The organism is Moraxella sp. DOX410 (assembly GCF_032248735.1).
Taxonomy (GTDB): domain Bacteria; phylum Pseudomonadota; class Gammaproteobacteria; order Pseudomonadales; family Moraxellaceae; genus Faucicola; species Faucicola tetraodonis.
The window spans coordinates 1,721,288-1,746,396 of record NZ_CP135138.1; the positions used below are offsets into that span (position 1 = coordinate 1,721,288).

A 25,109-nucleotide genomic window follows, 5' to 3' on the forward strand; every position below is an offset into this window, starting at 1 on the left:
ATCATGTCACGCTTTTTTATTGATAGACCCATCTTTGCTTGGGTGATTGTCATGCTCATCATGCTGATGGGTATCTTAGCAATTTTTAAATTACCGATTGAGCAGTACCCACGTATTGCCCCACCTACCATTAGTATCTCAGCAACTTATCCAGGTGCCGCTGCCCAAACCATTGAAGACTCCGTCACGCAGGTGATTGAACAAAAAATGAAAGGGCTTGATGGATTGATGTATATGTCCTCAAGTTCATCATCAAGTGGCGCTGCGCAAATTACCTTGACCTTTGAGAACGGGACAGATCCCGATACGGCACAAGTCCAAGTCCAAAACAAACTGCAATCTGCCATGAGTTCGCTACCAGAGATGGTGCAGCGCATGGGGGTCAACGTCAATAAGTCCACGAGTGGCTTCTTGATGGTACTGGCGATGACATCTGAAGATGGCAGTATGGATCGTGCCGATATTGCCGATTATCTCAACTCCAACGTGGTTGACCAGCTCAGCCGTGTCGAGGGTGTGGGTAACGTCAATGTGTTTGGCTCTGCGTATGCCATGCGTATTTGGTTAGACCCTGAAAAACTTCGTACCTATGGCTTAATACCCTCGGATATCACCAGCGCAATTCAAGCGCAAAACGCGCAAGTATCAGCCGGTCAGCTAGGACAAACGCCGACTGACGAAGCCCGTCAAGCCATTAATGCCACAGTGACCGTGCAAAGTTACTTACAAACCCCAGAGCAATTTCGTAATATTTTGCTTAAAAGTAACACAAATGGCGCGCAAATTCGCTTGGGTGATGTCGCCAAAGTGGAAATTGGTAGTGAAAGCTACAGCGAAATTGCCCGCTACAATGGCAAGGATGCGGCAGGTATCGGTATCTCACTGTCATCTAGCGCCAATGCTTTAAGCACACGTGATGCCGTAGAAGCCAAACTTAAAGAGCTTGAACCTAATTTTCCTGCGGGCTTAAAAGCCTCAGTTGCCTATGACACCACGCCATTTGTACGTTTGTCGATTGAGGAAGTGGTCAGAACACTTGCTGAAGCGATTGCGCTGGTATTCTTAGTGATGTTCTTGTTTTTACAAAGCTGGCGCGCAACGATTATTCCTACGTTGGCAGTACCTGTGGTAATACTGGGTACGTTTGGTATTTTGTACGTATTTGGCTATAGCATCAATGTGTTGACGCTGTTTGCCATGGTGTTATCCATCGGTCTATTAGTCGATGACGCGATTGTCGTGGTCGAAAACGTTGAGCGTTTGCTGGAAGAAAATCCAGACATGACGCCACTGGAAGCCACCCGTGAATCGATGCGCGAAATCAGTAAAGTGGTCATTGGTATTTCCTTGGTTTTGTCGGCGGTATTTTTACCGATGGCATTCTTTGGCGGCTCAACTGGGGTGATTTATCGCCAGTTCTCCGTGACGCTTATCAGCAGCATGGTACTATCTGCCCTAGTTGCCTTGATTTTCACCCCTGCCCTATGTGTGACTATCCTCAAACGCACTAAAGCCCATGACAAACACAGCGGGCATCAGACCGGTTTCTTTGGCGCATTTAACCGTATGTTTATGCGTCTTAGTAAAGGCTATGAAAGCTTTGTGGGTCGCAGTATCAAAATGCGCTGGCTATATATGATTCCTTATGCCTTGGTGATTGTGGCATTGGTGTTCTTATTTACCCGTATTCCAAGTTCATTTATTCCCGAAGAAGACCAAGGTGTGCTGTTCACATTGGTGCAACTGCCTGCCGGTAGTACCCAAAATCAAACGCAAGCGGTTATGGAAAAGGTCAACGCCTATTATAAAACCCAAGAAAAAGACCTTGTAGAATCTGTATTTATGGTCAATGGCTTTAGTTTTGCCGGTCAAGGGCAAAACATGGGATTGGCATTTGTGCGCTTAAAAGATTGGGATGAGCGCCCGGGTAAAGAAAATACCGCGCAATCGATTGCCAAACGCGCCATGGGTTATTTTATGACCCAAGTCAATGAAGCCCAAGTATATGCCATTTCACCGCCTGCTATTCAAGGTTTGGGTACGGCAACGGGTTTTGATCTGCAGCTACAAGACTCAGGCAACTTAGGTCACGAAGGCTTGCTGCAAGCCCGTAACATGCTACTGGGCATGGCGGCGCAAAATAAACAAGTCAGTGGCGTGCGTCCAAATGGACAAGAAGATTCACCCCAATATAAAGTCAACGTCAATTATGATTCTGCTGCGGCTATGGGTGTCGCGCCGAGCCTGATTAACAGTGTTCTTAGTACCGCTTGGGGTAGTAGCTACGTCAATGACTTTATGGATCGTGGTCGTATCAAAAAAGTCTATATGCAAGGTGAAGCTGAGAGCCGTACCACCCCAGAGGATATCAACAAATGGTATGTACGTAACAGTGACAATCAGATGGTTCCGTTTAGCTCATTTGCTACCGGTGAATGGCAGTATGGCTCGCCGACCCTCACGCGTTATAACAGCTTGCCATCAATGAACTTGCAAGGTAACGCAGCGCCGGGATTTAGTACCGGTCAAGCGATGGCAGCAATGGAGCAAATGATTGCCAAACTGCCAAAAGGCATCAGTTACGAATGGACAGGTTTATCCTTAGAAGAGAAAAAATCTGGCGCCCAAGCACCTATGCTGTACGCGATTTCGATTGTCGTGGTGTTCTTATGTCTAGCCGCGCTGTATGAAAGCTGGTCAATTCCCTTTGCAGTGCTACTTGTTGTGCCACTTGGGGTATTGGGTGCTGCGCTGTTTACCGGTTTACGCGGGCTTTCAAACGATATTTATCTGCAAGTGGGTCTGCTGACCGTTGTCGGTTTATCTGCCAAAAATGCGATTTTGATTATTGAATTTGCCAAAGAACGACAAGATTTGGGACATAGTCTATATGACTCGGTTACTGTCGCTGCTCGCCAACGCTTACGTCCGATTATTATGACATCATTGGCGTTTGGTATTGGTGTGGTGCCCTTATTCTTGGCAACGGGCGCAGGCTCAGGTAGCCAAAATGCGATTGGTACAAGTGTATTAGGCGGCGTGGTCAGTGCGACTATCCTAGGGGTGTTCTTTATCCCAATGTTCTATGTGTGGATACGCTCACTGATTAAAGGTAGCAAACCGCATGACCCCAATGATGGTAATGATGGTGACTTACAACCCGTATCACCTTACTCGCCTAATCCTGCTGAACCTGTCGCTGTCACACAGCCAACACAGGTGAGTATCTATAAGCCTGATGACAGTTCACAATCAAACCATCAATAAGACATAAATGGGTAAACATTTTACCCATTTAATCTTTTACAATAACAAACACATTATGTTTATACAGGTAAGTTATATGGATTCTACCTTTCGCCTAGTGCCCCTGACCGCTATAGTAGCCACCCTACTATCGCTCACCGCTTGTCAGACCATTCCAAAAGCCAAAACTGAGCCTGTCGTGGCGCAGCCGCATATCGCAATTAATCAGCCTTATGAGACCTATGACAGTCAGACCGTCAGCGGCACCAATCAGCCGAGCATCGCGTCTCAGCGTTGGCAGGATTTTTATAGTGATGCCAAGCTAAAACAACTGATTCAATTGGGGTTAGACAATAACAAAGACATCAGTGCCACGATTTTAGCGATTCAAAAAGCCCGCGCGCAGTATCAAATCCAAGACATCGCCGATGTGCCCACTATCAATAGTTCTGGCTCATATTCTTACGGTGCAACAAATTCAAGAGATGCGAATCCTAGTAGTACTTACAATGTCGGTCTGGCAATGTCAAGCTACGAGTTTGACTTTTGGGGACGTATTGCGAGCCTCAAAGATGCCGCCTTACAAAATTATCTTGCCACCACTGCTGCCAAAGATGCCGCGCAAATTAGCTTGATTAGTAACATTGCGCAAAGCTATGTGGCGTACAGCTATAGTCTGGCACAACTGCAACTTGCCAAACAAACCTTAGCCACGCGCCAAGATTCACTTCGCATTAACCAGCTGCGTTTTAAAGCAGGTCTTGATTCGCAGCTAACTAGCGTACAAGCCCAAGCGGCGGTTGAAGCCGCCAAAGTGTCTATCGCCCAAGCACAAACCAATTTGTTGACCAACCAAAATGCCCTACGCTACCTAGTAGGCGCCCCGGTGGATAATAGCCTACTACCTGCAGCGGGCATTAGTAGCATCACCAATAATCGTATTTTTGGCACGGGCTTACCCAGTGATTTATTATTGTATCGTCCTGATTTGCGTCAAGCGGAATATAACTTAAAAGCCGCAGGGGCAAATATTAACGCCGCGCGCGCGGCGTTTTATCCAATCATTAGCCTATCGGGCAATGTGGGTGCTGCCAGTTCAAGCTTAGGCGATTTGTTTAAAACAGGCGCATTTAGCTGGGGTTTTGGACCGAGTGTGAGCTTGCCGATTTTTGATGCAGGTCTACGTAAGGCCAACTACCAAGTGAGTGAAATCGAGCAACAACAAGCGCTAAATACTTATGAAAAAGCGATTCAAACCGCTTTTAAAGAAGTCAATGACGTATTTGCCAATCGCGCAACGTTAAATCAGCAGTTGACCGCGTACAACCAGTCGCTCGCTGCCAACCAAAAATACTATCAAATTGTTCAAGCCCGTTTCAAAGCAGGTTTAGACAATTATTTGGGCGTATTAGATGCACAGCGTTCGATTTATAGCAGCCAACAAAGCATTCTAAATACCAAGCAGTCGCAATTGCTCAGTCAAATCCAGCTATACCAAGTTTTAGGTGGCGGGGTGAGTCGCGATGTGCCGCTCGAAACACCCACAGAAAAACATACGAATTACAGCACCAAGTTGTCACAGGTTGCCAATAATGCCCAGCAAAAAATTACTGATGCAGCCCATCAGCCTGCCCAAGTGACTACTAAAACGACCTCAACAACGACTACCACAACCACCGTGCAACCCTGATACATTAGACCTTGTCCATTAGACCTAGTGCATTAGATTAGCCGTAAGCTGTTATAGTAAAAAACCCACATCACTGTGGGTTTTTTATGGGTTTTTTACTATAAATGGCTGTTTTAAAATGCATAACTGGCGATGCCATGCGCGATGAGCTTTCCTTCATCATTGACCAACATCATCCGCGTGGTACAGCCTTTGCGTCCCATACGAATTACTTCGGCTGTGACCATAAACTCATGACCGCGCCCAGGGGCTAGATAATCAACACGCAAATCGACGGTTGCCATGCGTTTGATTTTTTTGGTCTGCTCTTCAAACGTGCCTTGGTCACGACGATAGATTTCCAGCATGCCCTCAAGCCCGCCTATGGTATCTAATAGCGTCGCCGTCATACCGCCATGCAAAATCTCAAAATTTGGATTGCCGATAAGGGCGGGATTAGACTTGACCTTGCCATATACTTTACCATCTTCATAATGATAGGTAGTAAAGGTATGCGCCACAAATGGGCTTTGGGACATGATGTTGGCGAGCTGCTGCCCTAGCACATCAATACTAGGTTTGCTGATAGCGTGATGCTCACTGTCTTCATTGAGCTGCAGTTGCGACTCGTTTGCCAAATCAGAATGCTCGTCATTTTCTTTAGACATCGTGTCAGCCATGTTAGTGCTATCAGTCGATGACTGAGCGGCTAATTGATTGGCATTTACAGGGTTTAAACTCACGGCGCCCTCCATGCGTAAGTAGATTGTGTTAAGATAGCTTTTTAAAAAATGATCATTCTAGCAAATTTTGCTTATTTAGCCTTATACAATTTCAACGTTAATTGATAACGTTACTTGATAATAAGTGTCACTCGATAATAAGAGGTTTTTATGAGTTATATTTTTAACCGTTCATTCCCCAATACTCGCTTACGTCGACTACGTTACAACGATAATGTCCGCGCTATGGTGCAAGAAACCAGCATTGAACCCAAGCATCTGATTGCACCCGTGTTTATCATTGAGGGTAAACAGCAGCGCCAAGCTGTGACAAGTATGCCAGGCGTTGAGCGTTTGAGCGTGGACTTGCTGATTGAGTATGCCAAGCAACTACTCAGTCTAGGCGTCACCACCATTGATTTATTCCCTGTCATTAGCCCAAACCTTAAATCGCTACAGGCTGAACACGCCTATGATGAGAACGGTCTTGCCTGCACTGCTATCAAAGCAATTAAAGATGCCTTACCTGAGATGGTGGTGATGACTGATGTGGCGCTTGACCCGTATACCACCCATGGTCAAGACGGTATTGTCGACGACAATGGCTACGTGCTTAATGACATCACCGTTGACATACTCGCCAAACAAGCCCTGAGCCACGCCCGTGCAGGGGCGGATATCATCTCACCAAGCGATATGATGGATGGTCGTATTGCCGCGCTACGCCAAGCATTGGATGGAGAAAATTTTATTAATACCGCCATTATGGCGTATTCTGCCAAATACGCGTCTGCCTATTATGGACCGTTTCGTGATGCCGTCGGCAGCGCAGGCAACCTTAAAGGCGGACACAAAAAACAATACCAAATGGATTTTGGTAATCGCGCTGAAGCCCTGCATGAAGTCGCCCTCGACATCCAAGAAGGCGCGGACATGGTAATGGTGAAGCCAGGTCAGCCTTACCTTGATTTGGTACGTGAGGTCAAAGATACGTTTGGCGTGCCGACTTATGCGTATCAAGTATCAGGTGAATATGCCATGCACATGGCAGCTATACAAAACGGCTGGTTAAGCGAGGACGTTATTTTAGAATCGCTGTTAGGGTTTCGCCGTGCAGGTGCCGACGGTATCTTAACTTATTTTGCAATGACGGCTGCCCAAAAGCTCAATCAATAATGTTCTAAGCTTGATTAAAACTTAAAGGCGACACTGGTTTATCAATCAATGTCGCCTTTTTTGTGATGTTACACTCGTTAACTTAAAGCCATCGAGCGCGCTAACAAGCGTGATAAAAAGTTACTTAATGTCATAGAGAATAACAAATCTGCTAACTTTTATTATTTTTTTACCCATTTATTTACTAAATAGAAACTTAGTTTATCCCTCAATTTCATGCACAATAAGCTAAAGTAAAGATGCTAAAGCAAAAATACACACTCTTATTTACCCCTATTGACTAAGCTTACTAATTTTGGACGAGTCATTTTTAGCGTTTTGCAATAATTGATTACTTTTTGGCATTATATTTTTGAAAAAAATAAGCAGATAATGAGGTTAATAACAAATAAAAGACGAGAGTGGTATCTGCTAGCTGATTAATCGAGGATAAGATGATGAGTAATGCACCAATTTCTAACAGTTCGATTGCTAATAGCCCAATCAAAAACGCCATGATGGCAGTGGCTATGATGTCATTTTTGGCACTCAGCTTTAAACTGTCAAGCGATTTGACAAAGGATACTCAGCCATCGATAAGTCCGACTGATGCGGTTGTTAGTACCTTAAATCAGCCGAGCCAACAGGTGGTATTGTCTACCCATAATTAATATATTGTTATCAATTTAATTAACAGAAGATGCGATGCCGCATCTTTTTTTTATGGCAGTCATTGACGACCACCGGCTTATGGATTATTGCACGGATTAATTCTTAAAATTTTACCGTCAACTATGCCCTTATCTTTTGCGCTTTAGACTATAATAGTCGATTGTCCATTTTTTACTGAGCAACTTTTATTAACGGTGGAAGCGACTATGAGCCAATTAAACCCTCGCCAACAAGAAGCCATGCAATATGTCTCTGGACCCTTGCTGGTATTGGCAGGTGCAGGTTCGGGTAAGACATCGGTGATTACTCGTAAAATCGCTTATCTGATTGAAGAATGTCAAATGCCAGCCGAGCGTATTACCGCGGTCACCTTTACCAATAAAGCGGCTCGCGAGATGAAAGCCCGTGTGCAAAAATTATTGCCAAGTGACAAAACCAAAGGCTTAACTGTCTCGACGTTTCACCAATTTGGCTTGCAGTTTTTACGTTACGAGTTATTGCATACGCCGCTTAAAGGCAATTTTTCCATCATGGATGCCGAAGATAGCAAGCGGCTGTTGATGGATTTGATGGTACGAGATAACATGAGCGGTGCCGAGAGCCGCGAATTGGTCGGTAAAGCTATCAAAATGATTTCGGATTGGAAAAATGACCTCATCCCTCCTGAAAAAGCAGCGGATACGCTGACCGACCCTGAAGATATGCTATTTGCAACGCTGTATCAACTCTACGAGCGTAACCTACGTGCGTACAATGCGGTGGATTTTGATGACTTAATTGTAATGCCAACACGGCTGTTGCAAGAAAATACCCAAGTACGTGACAAATGGCAAAATCGCATACGCTATCTATTGGTAGATGAATACCAAGACACCAATACCGCGCAGTATGAATTGATTAAACTGCTAGTTGGCGTGCAGCCGCGTTTTACGGTGGTGGGTGATGATGACCAATCCATCTATGCATGGCGTGGGGCAAAACCTGAAAACATGGCACTGCTGCAAGAGGACTTTCCCAAATTAAAAGTGGTTAAGCTTGAGCAAAACTATCGCTCGACGTCGCGTATTTTGCACGCTGCCAACTCAGTGATTACCAATAATGAGCATTTATTTGAAAAAAAATTATGGTCAGATAAAGGGCATGGCGAGCTGATTCGCATCATCAATTGTCGTAACGATGATGATGAAGCAGAGCGCGTTGCCAAAGAAATCATCACCCACAAACTTCGCAATGCCAATGAATGGCAAGATTATGCGGTACTGTATCGTAGTAACTTTCAAGCGCGTATGTTGGAAGCCCAGCTACGTCAGCTGCAAATTCCTTATAAGTTATCGGGCGGCACGTCGTTCTTTGCCCGTAGTGAAATCAAAGACATTATGAGCTATTTGCGCTTGATTCTAAATCCTGAAGACGACAGTGCTTTTTTACGCATTATCAATACCCCAAAACGTGGGCTTGGACCTGCCAGTCTTGAAAAGCTCGGACTATTTGCCCAAGAACACCAAGTCTCGCTATTGATGGCAAGTGGTCATAGTGGACTGACACATGTACTACCCAAAAAAGCCAGTGGCGAGCTTAAAGAATTTGCTGATTTTATTGAGCGTTACACCCAAGAGCTCTACCAGCATCCCGACCCTGTGCCGCTGGTCAAGCAAATGATTGATGAAACTGGCTATATCGATTTGGTACGAAGCGAAGCAAAAACCCCGCAGCAAGAAAAAATTCGTATTGATAATATCGAGACGCTTTACGCCAGTATCCAAAACCTGATTAACCGCGCCGATGATGACAATGATCGCACCATTGATGCAGTTATTCGTAAGCTTGTGTTACTTGATATGCTAGAGCAGCAGCAGGAAGAAGAAAATACCAACAAAGTCAATCTGATGACGCTACACGCCGCTAAAGGGCTTGAGTTTGATTATGTCTATATCATGGGACTTGAAGAAGAACTATTACCGCATAAAAACTCCATTATTGCTGAATCCATCGAGGAAGAACGACGTTTGATGTACGTGGGGATTACCCGTGCCCGTAAAGAGCTGACCATGACGCTGGCTGCCCAGCGCCGTGCAGGGGGTCAAATGAAAACCACCACCCCTAGCCGATTTATCGACGAATTGCCGACAGAACATATCGATGCCCCTGGCATGAAAAAATCAGCGGCAGCGCACCAACCCAAAAAAACCGCAGAGGATTATTTGGCCAATATTCAGGCGTTACTCAAAAGCAAAGCCGCCAAATAATTAATTGATAAAAAAACGGCATAAAAGAAAGGGCGTAGAGGAAAGGGCAAAAAAGGTGACTTTAAGTCCTTTTTTTATGCAAAAACAGCCCGTATGACAAATATTTGACCCAAGCATCCAAGTAAATGTAACTAAATATTTCTTAGAAATAGGATGCTTGACAGGAGATGTAACAAAAAATTTCAAATAAGTAGCTTATTTACCTTTTTGGCAAATTTCATTTCATAATTTAACGTCCGACCTGTTAAACACCGACAGTAATCTAAATTTATTTTGCTATGATGGCTTTAACAAAACAAGCAGGGCAATAACTGATCGATTAGTAACCTAGTTAAATTAGTAAGGTTAAACAGTCACTAGATATTGCCAACATCCAAATTAACTTAACTAATAATTTTACATGGCTTGTTGTGATGCTTTTCAAAAAACTTCTAAAGGAGAAGACGATGAAAACTTTAAATAAAACCCTTTTAGCCTTAATTGCAGGTACAGTTGTGACTGCAGGTGCAAACGCTGCCCTTTATCAAACCAATACTGTTGGCTACACCGGTCAACCCTATGTCGGTGTCAAAGCGGGTCAATTTAATACTGATGTTGACCGTCTTGATACTGACAACCAAACCGCTTATGGTGTGTATGCAGGTTATAACTTTACCCCTAACTTTGGTGCGGAAGTTGAATATGTAGATTCTTCAAAAGAAGATTTAAAATATCGCGGTACGAAAGTAGGTGAAATTAGCACTAACACTGCAGGTTTATATGGCACTTATAAATACCAATTCCCAGCATCGAATGTTTATGCCAAAGGTAAACTAGGTATTGCGCAAACCCAAGTTGATTTTGGTGATGATAAATATGACAAGTCGGGTGTAGCAGGTGGTGTCGGCTTAGGTTATAACCTTTCACCAAATGCATCTGTAGAAGCTGAATATACGCGTCTGCCTTCAGTTGACGTAACAAATAATGTTTCAGTTGATACAGACTTAGTCACTGTCGGTGCTCACTATAAATTCTAATTGAATTGCTAATTGAATTAATAGATGAATACTGGATATCAATACAAAAGAGTAGCTTATCGCTACTCTTTTTTTGGTTTCTCTTTTGGTTTTTTCTTTCTGGTTAAGAAAACTTACTTTGGTATTCGCTCAATATGGTGCCAATTAGGTTTATAATAGAGTGGTTTTTATACATCTTTTTATAAATTTAAGATAAGTTGGTGAGCATGAAGCAAGTACAAGTCAAGATTTTAAACCCCAAAATTGGTAATGATGATAAATTTCCCCTACCTCATCGCGCAACAGACGGCTCGGCGGGTATAGATTTGCGCGCTTGTATCGATGAGCCTATCACCATAAAAGCTGGTGAAAGCCAGTTGATTGGTACAGGACTCGCCATCTACATCCAAGACCCGGATTATGTCGGTTTTATCATGCCGCGCTCAGGGCTGGGACATAAGCATGGCATTGTACTGGGTAATCTGACGGGTGTGATTGATGCGGATTACCAAGGCGAATTAATGGTCTCTATCTGGAACCGTAGTCAAACCGATTATGTGTTACAACCTAGCGAGAAAATGGCGCAGTACTTGGTCGTGCCGATTGCGCGTCCGACTTTTGAGATTGTAGCGGAGTTTTCTGATATCAGTGTACGCGGTGAAGGCGGCTTTGGCTCAACGGGAACCCATTAATTGTTACCGTTTTCTCATTTTTTTTTAACAATTTATAACAGAGTATTTAATTATTTTGCCAAATTTCAATGCTATGATTTTGGTAGTATAAAATCAGTTAGATGTTTTTTTTATGAATACTCTGTTTATTCATCCTTTTTTTCCGCAAAAATCCCTTTTTAAAGCTTACGATATTCGTGGTGATGTCACCTTATTTACTGATGATTTTGTCTGGTCATTGGCAAGGGTATTTGCTGAGCTTTTTGTCTATGCTCACCAAACGACAGCAACAACGCCAACTTTAGCGGCGCCCAAACCGACGGTTATCATCGGTTATGATGCTCGCCAGCAAAGCCAAGAAATTGCCAAATATATGGCGTATGCTTGCCAGCAAGCCGGTCTAGTAGTGCAGTGGTTGGGATTGACAACCACGCCGATGATGGCATTTATGGCACAGCAATTTTCCGGTAATGGGCTGATGGTCACCGCCAGTCATTCGCAAAAACATATCAATGGCATTAAATGGCTTATCAATCATGAGTCGCCAAGCGGTGATGATGTGCAGCAGCTTTATGAGGCTTTAATTGGCTACAAAGCCATCGTGCCTGATGACAGGCTTATTGATGCCATCAGGCAAACTACTTATTCAACGCCCAAAGATTTTTTTGCAGCTTATATCCAAGCTATCGAGCAGGCTTTTACTCACATCAATCAAGCCAAACTCACTCAGACCACCTATTTTCATGCCCCACAGCAAATTGTCATCGACTGTATGCATGGTGCGACCAGTGATTTTGCAGAGGCTCTATTTAGCCAGCTTGGCTATTATTGCATCATGCTAAACGCCTCCCCCGATGGCAATTTCCCCCAAGGTAACCCAGACCCAACGCAATCCAATCGCTTGACACAATTAGCTCACACAGTCAAAGCTACAGGCTCAGATATCGGCTTGGCGTTTGATGGCGATGGCGATCGGGTGATGGTAATTGATGCACAGGGTCAGATGATTAGCCCTGACAATTTGCTTTACCTACTCTCTCGCATTGCCATTGAAGAATTGCCCAGTACGTATACATCAACTGATAAAAAAGTCATTTTTGATGTCAAATGCTCGCATCACGTACCCAATCTCATCGCTTCGCATGGCGCCGCCCCGATAATGACCAAAACTGGCAGTAGCTTGATGCGAAAGTCGTTACAAAACAAATCAGACAACGCGATTTTTGCAGGTGAGTTATCAGGGCATTTTATTTTTAACGATGGCTATTTTGTGCTACATGACGACGCCATGTATGCGGCTGCCCGCTTGCTCAATTGGTTAAGCCATCAACCTATCAGCCTCACTGATATCCTAGCGAGTTTGCCCACTTGCATTAGTACGGCGGATATGTATTTACCTATTGCGGATAACCATTATGGTCAAACCGTGATTGCTCGTATCACGGCACTGGGGAAAAAGCCGTTTAAACGGTTAAAATCCTCATTTGCGGTCAAAAATGTCAATACGATTGATGGGTTACGCTTGGATTTTGCGGAGGGATTTGGTATTTTACGCAAGTCAAATACGGGCAGTTTTTTGACCGTGCGTTTTTCTGCCAATGACGTCGCCGAGCTGCGGCATATTCAATCTATTTTTGTTGACTTATGTCGTACGATTGATGACAACCTTGCCGAACAAGTCGCACAAATTCAGCCTGTATAAACCCCGCTGTTAAAATCGCATTTTAAAAAACGTCTCTAGCAAAATTATATAAGGATTTGAAATGGCATTAGATCTTGAGCAAGCCATGCATACCGCTGACGTATTGACCGAAGCACTACCCTACATCCAACGTTTTGAAGGTAAAGTAATGGTAGTCAAATACGGCGGCAATGCCATGACTGATCCGATATTAGAGAGTTCTTTTGCCAGAGATATCGTCATGTTAAAAACCGTAGGCATTCATCCTGTGGTCGTCCATGGCGGCGGTCCACAAGTCGATAACTTGCTTAAAGAATTGGGGCGCAGCTCTGACCGTATTGATGGCATGCGAGTGACCGACAAAGCCACCATGGATGTGGTGGAAATGGTACTTGGTGGTAGCGTCAACAAATCTATCGTCAATCTCATCAACAAACACGGTGGTCGTGCTATTGGCTTAACCGGTAAAGATGCCAGTCTCATTCGCGCTAAAAAATTACCCATGACCAAAACAGATGAGCAAGGCAACCAACAACAAATTGACTTGGGATTTGTGGGTGATGTGGTCAGCATCAATCGCGATGTAATTGGTTTGATGATTGCCTCTAACTTTATTCCTGTCATTGCACCGCTTGGCGTGGATGATGAAGGCAATACTTACAATATCAATGCTGATGTAGTGGCGGGGAAAGTCGCTGAGTTCATGCTCGCGGAAAAACTGATTTTGCTCACCAACATCAAAGGGGTGCTTGATAAAGAAGGCAATGTTGCCACTGGGCTTACCCCTAGCAAGGTGGATGAGATGATTGCCGATGGTACTATCTCTGGCGGCATGATTCCAAAAATCAGCTATGCGCTAGAAGCGGTAAAAAACGGGGTAAAAAGTGCGGTGATTGTCGATGGTCGTGTCCCGCATGCGACATTGCTAGAGGTCTTTACTGATAAAGGCGTTGGCACCCTCATCAGCCGCCATCCTTGAAGTAACTTTTGCGTTACTTTTGGATTATTTCTGAGTTGTTTTTGGGTTGCTTTTGGGTTAATAAGCCGCTGATTCAAGCGGTTTTTTTTCGCTCATGATATGGGTCAAATATAGGATAGATTTTAGAATTACAACACAAATGTAATTGGTATTTTTTCTAATTTTGACTATCATGACTATTTTAATTTGCAAATTTATATAATGTTGCAAGCGGCTCTAGCGGATAGTAGCAATTATTTGGAATTCATATTCACGTACCACTTACCAAGGACTATTGGGATGTCACAAAAATACTTTATGGCTTATTGTAGTGAGATAACGCTGACTGCGGCGTTAAATCAACATACATTTACCCACATTCTGAACCAATCTATCAAAAACAATACCAACTCTGGTATCACTGGTTTTTTGCTGTACGATGCGGGTAAGTTTTTTCAGTATTATGAAGGCGATGAGTTAGCGTGTGCAAACTTGCTGCATGCTTTAAAACAAGATAATCGCCACACCCATCTCAAACTCATTGGTCAAGGCTATATTTCAAGCGCCGTATTTAACAACTGGTTTATGGGCTGTTTTGATTTATCCAAGCATTCCTATCTCTTTAAACACCATGCTTTTATAGAATCATTTGATGTCTATAGTTGGGACATGCAAGAAGTCGTTAAGCTGATTAATATCATGTCAGAGCAAAGAATCACTTACATCACGCCGCAAAAACCTATCAAGTCACTGTTTAGTAAACGCTTTATGCGTATTCGAAATTTCACCCTGCCGTTTCAAGGTTAGTGGCTAATGTCAAATCTACTAATTCGGAAAGTTAAAACGGTATTATTGTCATCCACAAAAATAAAAAACCTATTGATAACAATAGGCTGATTAAAATAAGCATGGCAAACCGATAAGCCGGGTTCTGTCTAGGACGAACATTCATCTAGGCGTATCGTTACCAATACGCTCAAGCAACCTACCCGTGTCCAACGCGGGCAACGCCATACGGACACCTATTTGGTCTTGCTACGAGTGGAGTTTACCTTGCCATGAACTGTTACCAGTCATGCGGTGGGCTCTTACCCCACCCTTTCACCCTTACCTTATTGCTAAGGCGGTCTACTCTCTGCTGCACTTGTCGTAGGCTTACGCCCCCCAGCCGTTAGCTGGCACTCTGCCCTGTGTAGCCCGGACTTTCCTCCCTACCGCTTGATAAAATCTTGCGGTACAGCGTTCGTCTGGTCTGCCAAGGCAAGCATTATAACAGGCTTTATCTATTTAGTCACGGTCAGCAGGCAACGCATACGTACCGACTGCATGCGCCACAGGTCTGTCATCACCTTCTGAATAAATCAATACATCGCCTACCGCAAGCGTGCGCCCCACTTTGATAAGCTGGCATTTGGCGATAAGGTTGGCTTGTGCAGAGGGTTTTCGCAGAAAAGACACGTTAAGATTGGTAGTCACTGCCAATGGTACGATACCGATTTCGCCCAAAATAGCCACATATAGCGCAACATCAGCCACTTTCATCATCACAGGCCCTGATACCGTGCCACCGGGTCGTAACTCATCGTCACCAATAGGATGCGACACAATGGCTTGACCGTTACCAACCGATTCGATATGGCAGTTGGCTTGGGGGAAAGATTGCTTCAGAAAAGCACTCAATTCTGCTTTATTGGCGGGCATAGACATTCCTTATCTACAATAGCTTTGTTAAAAATCGACGTTATTAAAAATAGCGGTTATAAAAATTTATTGACTGGTTTTAGTTTGAGTAATGCGCTCAAATTTGAGCATTAACTGCGCTGGCGTCTCCAGATAGTTCGGATCTTTGGGGATACAATTAGGTACGGGACAAAACAGCGAACACTGCGGCTCATCAAAATGACCGACACACTCGGTACACAGCGCAGGGTCAATTTCATAAATCAGCTCGCCCACATAAATCGCATCGTTGGGGCAAAGTGGCTCGCAGACATCGCAGTTGATACATTCATCAGTGATTATTAATGCCATAGCTTTTAAAACGTTTACCAAGAAACCTTTATTTTACCACGACTTACCAACCCTGTTGTTTTTTTCGTTCAAATGCTTCTTCAACACACGGCGGTACAAATTTACTCACATCACCGTCTAATTTGCCAATTTCGCGCACCAGCGTTGAAGATATAAAAGAATATTGCTGCGATGGGGTCAAAAACACCGCTTCAAAGTTTGGGTCTAGTTCACGATTGAGATTGGCAAGCTGAAATTCATACTCAAAATCTGACATCGCCCGCAATCCACGCAGCACACCTGTGGCTTGTTGATTCTTTGCCAAATCCACCAACAACCCATCAAAGCCAATCACCGACATATTGCTCAAGCCTTTATCATGACAGGCTTTTTCTACCAATCCAATCCGTTCCTCTAAAGTAAATAACGGTTTTTTATGATGCCCAATCGCCACCGCGACAATCACCTCATCAAACAGGCGGCAAGCGCGCTTAATCAAATCAAGGTGCCCTTTGGTAATCGGGTCAAACGTGCCGGGATAAATAATTTTGGTATAGTGATTGGCAAATGGCTGGCTGGCTGCTGACATGGCTGTCTCTTTATGATAAATAATGCGCTATTTGGCGCTAACAATATGATTAAAACAAAGATTGCTAGTTTGTTGCTAATCCTAGCAAAATTTGACCCCAATTAACAATCAAATCTCACTATCAATTTGTGTTTAGCGTGTTATCATGACAGCTTTGCAGCATTTTACCCAAAGCTTAATTAAAATTTAGGGTAAAGGATAATAATCAAAAACCTAGCAATTAAAAACTTAGTAATCCAAAGCCCAATAATCAACAACTTAAACTTAGTAATCAAAATCTATGAATTGATTTATTGGGATTTATCGCCATATTAAACGGCTTGTCATACTGATTTATAGCAACATGATTGTTGTAATAAGATTATGGCAATAACATGATTAAAACACGCTGTGCAGCATTGGGTACGTCCGCGATGCTGCAGCAAGGAAACCTAAATGACTAAAAAACCAAAAATGCCTAGCCTGATTGCTAGCAACAAAAAAGCGCGTCACGAATACTTTATTGAAGAAAGCTTTGAAGCAGGGCTTGAGCTACTCGGCTGGGAAGTCAAATCCATCCGTGCCGGTAAAATGCGTATCACCGAAAGCTATGTGATTTTTAGAGATGGTGAAGCCTTTTTGTTTGGCGCGCACATTCAGCCGCTACTATCGGCATCGACTCACATTGTCGCTGACCCCCTTCGCACCCGTAAGCTGCTGCTGCACCGCCGCGAGATTGATAAGCTCTTTGGCATGGTCAACCAAAAAGGTCATACCTGTGTGGCCCTCAAAGTGTACTGGAGTCATGGACGCGTCAAATGCGAAATAGCCCTTGCTAAGGGTAAAAAACTGCACGATAAACGCGCTACCTTAAAAGAGCGTGACTATCAACGCGAAAAACAGCGCGGACTGAAAAATCTTGTATGATGAACCAAAACCGCAATTTTGATGATATCAGCGCGCATTTTGAAAAAAAAATTTACGGCGGTTTAAAAGGTGAAATTCGCCTTGCGGTGCTGCGCCATGATATTTTTGGCTGGGTAAAGTCATGGCAACAGACACACACCCGACCGCTTCGCGTATTGGATGTAGGTGCAGGCTTGGCGCAAATCAGTATTGAGCTTGCCAAAGACGGGCATGACGTCACCATCAATGACATCTCTGCCAATATGCTTGAGATTGCCAAACAAAACGCAGGCGAGGCGGCACAAAATATCACTTGGCATACCTGCCCTTATCAGCAATTGGATGATAAATTAACGGGCAAATACGATTTGATTCTGTGCCATGCGGTGCTTGAGTGGTTGGCTGAGCCCAAACTGATTATGGATTTTTTTGATCGGTGGCTTGTCGATGATGGCGCTGAAAAAGGAGTGCTATCGCTGTGTTTTTATAACCCTGCCAGCTTTGTGTATCGCAACTTGGTGATGGGCAATTTTAATCTACTACATAACAAAGATTTTAAAGCTGATAATGGCAGTTTGACGCCCAATCACCCGGTGGCAAAAGATGAGGTGATTGCGTGGATTGGTGACCATCACTACCAAATCTTGCATACCTCAGGGTTACGGGTGTTTCATGATTACTCACCGCTCAAGCGTGGTGGGCATACCAATCCACAAGCGGTGATTGATATGGAAGTCGCCTATAGCGGACAAGACCCTTACAAATGGCTAGGGCGTTATTTGCATTTTTTGGTGGGCAAAGCTAATTAGTAATAACCTGCTTGCTGCATGGAATCGACTGCCATCGCTTGTCTTTCGCCATACAGTCTGACAGGTATCGGGCTAACTTCGATATCCCCCCAAGACTTGAGTAATACTGAGGCTTCGGCATTGGGGTCAATCGGAAAGGTGTTACTTAAACTGGCATACAGTGATTGCTGATCTTTGGCAGCCAGCCATTCAATCAGCCCCAGCGCCAACTCGGTATGCTTGGCGGCATGGGGAATGGCAACCCCTGTAATGTTGGTACTGACGCCGCCGTAGCCCTTATTGATCCATTTGATTTTAATCGGGGTATCGGGATGCGCTTGCAGATAGCGTCCGTAGTGGTTGCTGTTGACCAGACCGATTTGGCATTTACCGCTTTCTATGGCCTTTAGCACTTCACTGTCATCAAGCAGCACGGGCATGCTTAGATTGGCAAGCCAGCCTTGCATCACTTCTTGGGTGCGTTTATCGCCCAGATTGTTGATGAGATTGACCACCAATGATTGATTAGGGATGTATTTGCCTTGGCTTAGGCACAGTTTTTGTGACCATTTTAATTTAGACAAATCAGCATAGCTTGAGATATCATTGGTATGGAGTACACGACTATCATACACTGCGGTACGTGCGTAGCTAGATAACGCAATCCAATTGCCATCAGGATCACGGTAACGCTCTGGGACATGCGCCACTGCTTTTTCGGCATTAAAGGGTTGTAACAAGCCTTCTTCGGCTGCGGTACTAAAAATACCCGCATCCTCAGTCAAAATCACATCCGCAGGGCTATTGGCACCTTCTGCTTTCAACCGTGCCAAAATTGACATTGGTTCATCTTGCACGATATGAATCGGCACATTGATTTGCCTAGCATAACTAGTTAATAACGGCTCAAGCGCTGCTTTGTCAATGGAGGTGTAAATCGTGAGTTGATTGGGCACTGCAGCAGCCGCACTCGCAATACTTGCATTTGGTGTCGCATTGGTATTACTGGCATTATTACCATTAGCAGTCGAAGCCGATTGTGACGTTGTGGATGGCGGCGTCGAGGAAGGACTACAGGCAGTTAACGCACCCGATATACTCACCAAGGCAATTAACAAAGCGCTGATGGCTGATGATTGCGCATTGACATTGGTACGCACCTTATGACCCATCATACAATCCATCACATCACTTGCTTTCAACACAGCTTAACCTTCTTCAACAGCTTTGCCTGACCATCGCTCAATGGATGATGGCTAAATACATCATCGCTCAATAGAGCGCCTAAAAAACTTTGGATGATTATAGCATTTTGCCCCAAGATAATTCTTAAAAAAACTTTGAATTGACGGGTTTTTAACCCTAGTTTGTCTCAACAATTTTTTGTATGCAAAAAATGCCCTTGTTGCAAAAAGTGATGGATTTGCATCGCTACTTCATCATTTATCAGTAATCCCGTATGAGACGCATTGACGGTGATATGGTCTTTGGCAGCAGCAAGCTGGGTTTCATGCACAAATACCGTGCCGTCATTGGGCTGCAGATGCGGCTCAAGCTTGGTAAGCTCACGGTTACGGGGTAATACCACTTTGCCAAGCCCCACCGAACGAACCCCCGCAATACTACCTAGCTGTACTTCATCGTTGAGTGCCGGCACATTGCCATCTAGCCCCTGCAGATACGAGCGACCGACGAATTTTGGCAGGATTTTGACGATGTTATTGGCACTGATGCTGCCATTATGCGGCGTCCCAAGTGTCACACAGCGAGTAATCTGCCACTGTGGATAGCGCTGCAAAAAGTCTCGAATGACCAACCCACCCAGACTATGACCGACCAAATAAATTGGCACATCCGCTTTTTCATGTTTGGTCAGCCAGCGGTGCAAACGGCGGCTATGGTTGGCAAGATTATGCGCGACGCTAAAATACCCAAACCTATGACACTCGTAGCCGAGTTTGGTGAGTTTTTTGGCAAGCGGTCGCATCGCCCAGGCATGCATGTGTAAACCATGAATGAGGATGACAAGCGGTTTGGGTTGGCGTTTTATCATAAAGCCTTTTGTATCTATAATTTTTATCTATGATGCTAAAAATTTGGCGAAAATACCTCTCGCTTAGCTTATCATTTTCTGGATTACCCCGACGGATTTGCAAAACATTGTTACCATTTCACACTATAATTGCGATTTGTGAATTGATGATAATGATTTTATACAGGCTTTTTTCTTTTGAAATTTTGGCTTAAATTGGCTTACACTTAAATTGGTTTACATAAGGCGCGCTATGGCATTTGAATCCCCAATCCAACAAGCTTTACAACACTACCCTATCACGTTGGCGTTGGTGGTAATTTGTGTTGGAGTGTTTGCCTTACAGCTATTGTTTGGCGTCAATCCGACCAACCCCACTAACCAATCGTTGATTGCTTGGGGTGCCAATTTTTTACCCTTTTCACTGGGTGAAGCGCCGTGGCGATTGGTGACCAGCCTGTTTTTGCATATTGGTTTTATGCATTTGCTGTTTAATATGTTTGCTTTATATTATTTTGGACAAGTGGCTGAGCGGATGTTTGGCGCTGTCAATTTTTTAGCGTTATTTTTGTTATCAGGGGTTGGCGGCAATTTGCTCAATAACTTTTTGGGCTTGCATAGCGTGATGGCAGGTGAGCCGCCGATTATTAGTGCCGGTGCGTCAGGTGGTATCATGGGTATTGGGATGGCGCTATTGGTGACAGCGCTAACCAAAACATCATTCAATAATTTTGCGTTAAATTTTCGCTCGTTACTGATAGTCATGGCGATTAATTTAGGCTATGGTTTTTTGGTGGGCGGTATCGATAATGCCAGTCATGTGGGCGGTGCAATTATAGGTGGCTTGCTGGGTATGGTGTATGTCATGCAGTATCGCGTTATCCGCCAGCAGCAGCTATTCGCCCATAAAGCTAGTAGCACACCTTGGCCACCCAATCATCTTGGCGATGGACCAATCTCTGGCAGCACTGCCCCATTCATCCCGCCTTCTTTAGTGGTGTTAAAGGGTAAAATCATCACCGCAAGCTATGTAGTGTTGATAGCGGGATTTATGGCGATGTATGGCTGGCTACATACCAGTTTTATGCAATTACTCAATCATGCATTGCCAAGTATTATCCACTAACTGTTAATAATTCTTTAACGGGATAAAAATTTTAGCGGTTGACCGTTTAAAACGCTTATTCCTGCGCCCTTTTGCCAATCTTGTTTGCCAATCTAGCAAGTGACAATGCTATAATAGCGCCACTATTTAGCCAGTGAAAAGGACTAGCCAATGACCGTCATCAAGAAAGACGACTTTATCAATTCTATCGCCAACGCCTTTCAATACATCAGTTATTATCACCCAAAAGACTTCGTTGATGCTGTATATGAAGCATGGCAAAAAGAAACCAACCAATCTGCCAAAAACGCCATGGGGCAAATCCTCACCAATAGCCGTATGTCAGCGATGGGTCATCGTCCGATTTGCCAAGATACCGGTAGTGCGGTGGTGTTCCTTGATATCGGTATGAATGTGCAATGGGACTTAGGGGATGACGCGAATATGAGCGTTGAAGATATGGTTAACGAAGGGGTACGCCGTGCTTACAACAATCCAGACAACCCATTACGGGCATCCATCCTAGTAGACCCAATTAGTAAACGTCAAAACACCAAAGACAACACGCCAGCAGTGGTTCACATGAGCGTGGTACCGGGTGACAAAGTTGATGTGATTTGTGCCGCAAAAGGTGGCGGTTCAGAAAACAAAGCAAAATTTGCGATGCTAAACCCATCAGACTCGATTGAAGAATGGGTGTTAAAAACCGTCCCACAAATGGGGGCAGGTTGGTGTCCACCCGGTATTTTAGGTATCGGTGTCGGCGGCACGCCAGAAAAAGCCATGATGCTTGCCAAACGCTCACTCATGGAACACATCGATATTCATGATTTACAGGCCAAAGCCCAAAGCGGTGCCGAGCTTGATAGCGTTGAACGCTTACGTCTCAATATGTACGACAAAGTGAACGAGCTTGGCGTTGGCGCTCAAGGTCTTGGCGGCTTGACTACGGTACTCGATGTAAAAGTACTAGATTTTCCTACCCATGCCGCAAGCAAAGCGGTTGCCATGATTCCAAACTGTGCGGCGACTCGTCATATTCACTTTACCCTAGACGGTCAAGGTGAAGCAGCCTTGCCGGTACCTTCACTATCAGATTGGCCAGAAGTGTCATTTGGCTCCGATGATGTGATTAAAGTCAATGTTAACGACTTAACCAAAGAAACCTTAGGTCAGTTTAACATCGGTGATACCTTACTACTTAGTGGTAAAATCTTAACGGGTCGTGATGCCGCCCATAAACGCATGGTAGATATGCTTGCCAAAGGTGAAGCGCTACCCGTTGATTTACAAAATCGCTTTATTTATTATGTCGGTCCTGTCGATGCCGTGGGCGATGAGGTGGTCGGTCCGGCGGGTCCCACCACCTCAACGCGTATGGATAAATTCACCGACACAATCTTGGATCAAGGCTTGATTGGGATGATTGGTAAATCCGAGCGTAGCCCTGCGACCTGTGAAGTCATTGCCAAACATGGCGCAATTTACCTCATTGCCGTGGGCGGTGCCGCTTATCTGGTATCAAAAGCTATCAAAGGCGCTAAAGTGCTTGCCTTCCCAGAGCTAGGTATGGAAGCGATTTATGAGTTTGAAGTAGAAGATATGCCGGTGACGGTCGCTGTTGACAACCAAGGTAACAGTATCCACCGCTTTGATAAAGTCGCAGAACGCGCCCAGCAAGTGATTGCCGAGCCTGTGCGTTTTGTGCCTTAGTCAATTTTTTCAAGATTTTTAATATAAACAAAAGCCTTAAGCATTCCCTTAAGGCTTTTTTTAGGTTAAAAAAATACCCAGATAATGTAATATCTGGGCAGGAGGAAAAGTGGAGAAGTTTATAGTTATTGTTATAGCTAATTGTTATTATTTATAATATTTCTTTTTTTAACTGTTTAGCTTTGCTACAAATAAACCAATACACCCATCAAACCGTACGATAGGAGCTTTGGGTAGCATTTGGCATGACAATCCATAACACGATATATATCAAAATGCCTGGTACTGCGACACTTGCAGTTGAGATAATCACAAACAACAAACGCACTAATGTTGCATTCCAGCCTAAATACTCTGCAATACCCCCCATCACACCTGCAATCATACGATGATTCTGAGAGCGATGAAGTTTTACCAGTTTATCTGCCATTCAATTTTTTACCTGTTAAAAATAAAGAAAACCACTTACAACTTAGTTAAAACCTAACATCTTTAAAATTTAACGCGTTTAAAACTTAATAAAATTATTGGTTAAAGATGCTATGTTTTGGTTACGATTTATTATAAGCAAATGCAGGGTTTAGTTGGGTGACAAAACGTAGAATGATGTTTCTTTTGGTAACTTTTTCTACAGCATTATTATCATGAGCGATTATGAGGAGCGCTGTTATCGTGGCTATATAGCGTGTGTGGTAGCGTTTGTGCACCGATTCTTACAAATTGTGATACTAGCGTTACAAACGATTGTAACTTCATCCGGGCTAATCGATTATCATAGCGTTACTTTATATCCTCACTAGGGGATATCTATCCAAGTAATAAAAAAATCAAGTCGATAAAAAATAGTTAAAAAAACCATGATGAAGTATTGAGGAAAGCATGATGCAAGATGTGGGTATCATTATTGGACATTTTGAGCCGCTGCATTTGGGGCATGTAAGAACGATTTTACATGCGTCTGGGCAAGTCAAAGATTTATATATTTTTATTACCGCTCACTCTACGCCAAATCCGAATTTTTCCATTGATTTAAAAGATAAAGCGCGCTGGATGACCATGGCATTTGCTGATTTGCCATTTGTGCATATAGAGATTTTACCTGATTTGGTAACCCCCTCGTATGAAGACAATTATCAAGATTTAAGCGTTGATCAGGTCAATGCGGTATTAGCGGATTTGCAACAACGCTACCCTAAGTTGAGCGCGTCTAGCGATGCGGCAGGGACAGTAACGCCTGTGGTGTTTATGGATGAAACCCATCCGTTTGTCGATTATGATTTACCTTTACCTGTGGTGATGACGCCACGCCAACATGGTTTTGATAGCCGCAAGATTCACAATAACCCCGCGCTGTATTGGTCAGCCATTCACCCGCAAGCGCGAGGTGACTACACCAAAACTGTGGCATTGGTGGGTGGTGAAAGCTCAGGTAAAACCACACTACTGCATAAGTTAGCCAACTATTATGGTGCAAGCTATGGCTTAGAAATGGGACGTTTGTTTGTACAAACTGATTTGGGCGGTACTGAGCTTGGTATGCAATACGATGACTATCCGCTCATGGCAACTGACCATGAACAAGCGATACGCGCCGCCAAACGCTTTGCCCCTGCCCCAATCACTTTGGTGGATACGGATTTTGTCACCACGCAAGCATTCTGTGAAGAATATGAAGGGCGTACCCACCCGTTTTTGACCGCTTGTATCGATGAGTTTCGCTTAGATTACACCCTGATGCTTGCCAATAACACCCCTTGGGTCGCCGATGGGATGCGCTCTCTAGGCAGCGAGTCCCAGCGTGAGCGTTTTGAAAATCGTTTAAAACAAATCTTTGCCCGCCATCATATTGCCCCGCTGTTTATTGATAGTCCAGACTATCACCAGCGGTTCTTGGATGCGATTGCGCTCATTGATGCACACGTTTTTCACCACTACCAAGATATCGAGGCATAAAATAATTTTCTAGACATAC

General features: G+C 44.0%; 22 protein-coding genes and 1 other RNA gene. 15 read left to right on the forward strand and 8 right to left on the reverse strand.

Translation table 11 applies throughout. The annotated features are described in order from the left end of the window. The first annotated feature begins 3 nt into the window (after window positions 1–3). Both RNZ41_RS07670 and RNZ41_RS07675 read left to right on the forward strand, forming a co-directional pair. Window positions 4–3,267, forward strand: coding sequence for an efflux RND transporter permease subunit (locus RNZ41_RS07670; protein WP_314026999.1), 3,264 nt, complete (start codon window positions 4–6; stop codon window positions 3,265–3,267). 76 nt (window positions 3,268–3,343) lie between these two features. Then, a complete protein-coding gene (locus RNZ41_RS07675) occupies window positions 3,344–4,936 on the forward strand; it encodes an efflux transporter outer membrane subunit (RefSeq protein WP_314027000.1) in 1,593 nt (530 codons plus the stop codon). Window positions 4,937–5,049: 113 nt separating this feature from the next. On the opposite strand, the gene RNZ41_RS07680 is transcribed toward RNZ41_RS07675, so the two are convergent. Continuing rightward, entirely contained in the window at window positions 5,050–5,658 is a 609-nt protein-coding gene (locus tag RNZ41_RS07680) for a thioesterase family protein (RefSeq protein ID WP_314027001.1), read from the reverse strand. Window positions 5,659–5,808: 150 nt separating this feature from the next. On the opposite strand from RNZ41_RS07680, the gene hemB reads away from it, so the two are divergent. From hemB to RNZ41_RS07720, 8 genes are all read left to right on the forward strand, one after another. Continuing rightward, on the forward strand, window positions 5,809–6,813 hold the full coding sequence (hemB, locus tag RNZ41_RS07685) for a porphobilinogen synthase (RefSeq protein WP_314027002.1): 1,005 nt from the start codon (window positions 5,809–5,811) through the stop codon (window positions 6,811–6,813). 437 nt (window positions 6,814–7,250) lie between these two features. After that, the gene (locus RNZ41_RS07690) at window positions 7,251–7,463 is read left to right on the forward strand and encodes a hypothetical protein (RefSeq protein WP_050324060.1); all 213 of its coding nucleotides are present in this window, start codon (window positions 7,251–7,253) and stop codon (window positions 7,461–7,463) included. A 207-nt stretch (window positions 7,464–7,670) separates the two neighbouring features. Next, the gene (locus tag RNZ41_RS07695) at window positions 7,671–9,710 is read left to right on the forward strand and encodes a UvrD-helicase domain-containing protein (protein ID WP_314027003.1); all 2,040 of its coding nucleotides are present in this window, start codon (window positions 7,671–7,673) and stop codon (window positions 9,708–9,710) included. Between the two features lie 446 nt (window positions 9,711–10,156). Beyond that, window positions 10,157–10,726, forward strand: coding sequence for a porin family protein (locus tag RNZ41_RS07700; RefSeq protein ID WP_314027004.1), 570 nt, complete (start codon window positions 10,157–10,159; stop codon window positions 10,724–10,726). 206 nt (window positions 10,727–10,932) lie between these two features. Further along, window positions 10,933–11,397, forward strand: coding sequence for a dUTP diphosphatase (dut, locus tag RNZ41_RS07705; RefSeq protein ID WP_065252349.1), 465 nt, complete (start codon window positions 10,933–10,935; stop codon window positions 11,395–11,397). Window positions 11,398–11,509: 112 nt separating this feature from the next. After that, window positions 11,510–13,078 (forward strand): phosphomannomutase/phosphoglucomutase, encoded by a 1,569-nt coding sequence (locus RNZ41_RS07710; RefSeq protein ID WP_314027005.1) that lies wholly within the window; start codon window positions 11,510–11,512, stop codon window positions 13,076–13,078. Window positions 13,079–13,139: 61 nt separating this feature from the next. Beyond that, a complete protein-coding gene (gene argB / locus RNZ41_RS07715) occupies window positions 13,140–14,036 on the forward strand; it encodes an acetylglutamate kinase (RefSeq protein ID WP_239741691.1) in 897 nt (298 codons plus the stop codon). Between the two features lie 279 nt (window positions 14,037–14,315). Beyond that, a complete protein-coding gene (locus tag RNZ41_RS07720) occupies window positions 14,316–14,822 on the forward strand; it encodes a BLUF domain-containing protein (RefSeq protein WP_224053551.1) in 507 nt (168 codons plus the stop codon). A 97-nt stretch (window positions 14,823–14,919) separates the two neighbouring features. On the opposite strand, the gene rnpB is transcribed toward RNZ41_RS07720, so the two are convergent. From rnpB to coaD, 4 genes are all read right to left on the reverse strand, one after another. Next, window positions 14,920–15,274, reverse strand: an RNA gene (gene rnpB / locus RNZ41_RS07725) — RNase P RNA component class A. A 28-nt stretch (window positions 15,275–15,302) separates the two neighbouring features. Next, on the reverse strand, window positions 15,303–15,716 hold the full coding sequence (locus tag RNZ41_RS07730; RefSeq protein ID WP_007115445.1) for a PaaI family thioesterase: 414 nt from the start codon (window positions 15,714–15,716) through the stop codon (window positions 15,303–15,305). 66 nt (window positions 15,717–15,782) lie between these two features. Continuing rightward, window positions 15,783–16,046: a YfhL family 4Fe-4S dicluster ferredoxin gene (locus tag RNZ41_RS07735; protein ID WP_314027006.1), complete on the reverse strand. Its 264-nt coding sequence runs from the start codon at window positions 16,044–16,046 to the stop codon at window positions 15,783–15,785. A gap of 43 nt (window positions 16,047–16,089) precedes the next feature. Then, a complete protein-coding gene (gene coaD, locus RNZ41_RS07740; RefSeq protein WP_100269640.1) occupies window positions 16,090–16,614 on the reverse strand; it encodes a pantetheine-phosphate adenylyltransferase in 525 nt (174 codons plus the stop codon). A gap of 435 nt (window positions 16,615–17,049) precedes the next feature. Between coaD and smpB the strand changes: the two genes are divergently transcribed. Beyond that, window positions 17,050–17,520 (forward strand): SsrA-binding protein SmpB, encoded by a 471-nt coding sequence (smpB, locus tag RNZ41_RS07745; protein ID WP_007115442.1) that lies wholly within the window; start codon window positions 17,050–17,052, stop codon window positions 17,518–17,520. After that, entirely contained in the window at window positions 17,517–18,308 is a 792-nt protein-coding gene (locus RNZ41_RS07750) for a methyltransferase domain-containing protein (RefSeq protein WP_314027007.1), read from the forward strand. The genes smpB and RNZ41_RS07750 overlap by 4 nt, the downstream gene beginning before the upstream one ends. Here RNZ41_RS07750 and RNZ41_RS07755 read toward each other — a convergent pair. Further along, a complete protein-coding gene (locus tag RNZ41_RS07755) occupies window positions 18,305–19,492 on the reverse strand; it encodes an extracellular solute-binding protein (protein WP_314027008.1) in 1,188 nt (395 codons plus the stop codon). The two genes, RNZ41_RS07750 and RNZ41_RS07755, sit on opposite strands and share 4 nt — an antisense overlap. 167 nt (window positions 19,493–19,659) lie before the next feature. Beyond that, window positions 19,660–20,340 carry an alpha/beta fold hydrolase gene (locus RNZ41_RS07760; protein WP_314027009.1) on the reverse strand — a complete coding sequence of 227 codons (681 nt, stop codon included), beginning with the start codon at window positions 20,338–20,340 and terminating at the stop codon, window positions 19,660–19,662. Between the two features lie 232 nt (window positions 20,341–20,572). Between RNZ41_RS07760 and RNZ41_RS07765 the strand changes: the two genes are divergently transcribed. Continuing rightward, window positions 20,573–21,445, forward strand: a complete 873-nt coding sequence (locus RNZ41_RS07765) for a rhomboid family intramembrane serine protease (RefSeq protein ID WP_313420849.1) — start codon at window positions 20,573–20,575, stop codon at window positions 21,443–21,445. A gap of 150 nt (window positions 21,446–21,595) precedes the next feature. Next, window positions 21,596–23,137: a fumarate hydratase gene (locus tag RNZ41_RS07770; RefSeq protein ID WP_312522048.1), complete on the forward strand. Its 1,542-nt coding sequence runs from the start codon at window positions 21,596–21,598 to the stop codon at window positions 23,135–23,137. A 208-nt stretch (window positions 23,138–23,345) separates the two neighbouring features. Here the strand turns inward: RNZ41_RS07770 and RNZ41_RS07775 are convergent, their stop codons facing one another. Further along, window positions 23,346–23,567, reverse strand: a complete 222-nt coding sequence (locus tag RNZ41_RS07775; RefSeq protein WP_099833653.1) for a PspC domain-containing protein — start codon at window positions 23,565–23,567, stop codon at window positions 23,346–23,348. Between the two features lie 449 nt (window positions 23,568–24,016). Here RNZ41_RS07775 and nadR point away from each other — a divergent pair, with 449 nt between their 5' ends. Beyond that, window positions 24,017–25,090 (forward strand): multifunctional transcriptional regulator/nicotinamide-nucleotide adenylyltransferase/ribosylnicotinamide kinase NadR, encoded by a 1,074-nt coding sequence (nadR, locus tag RNZ41_RS07780; RefSeq protein ID WP_314027010.1) that lies wholly within the window; start codon window positions 24,017–24,019, stop codon window positions 25,088–25,090. The last annotated feature ends 19 nt before the right edge of the window (window positions 25,091–25,109 follow it).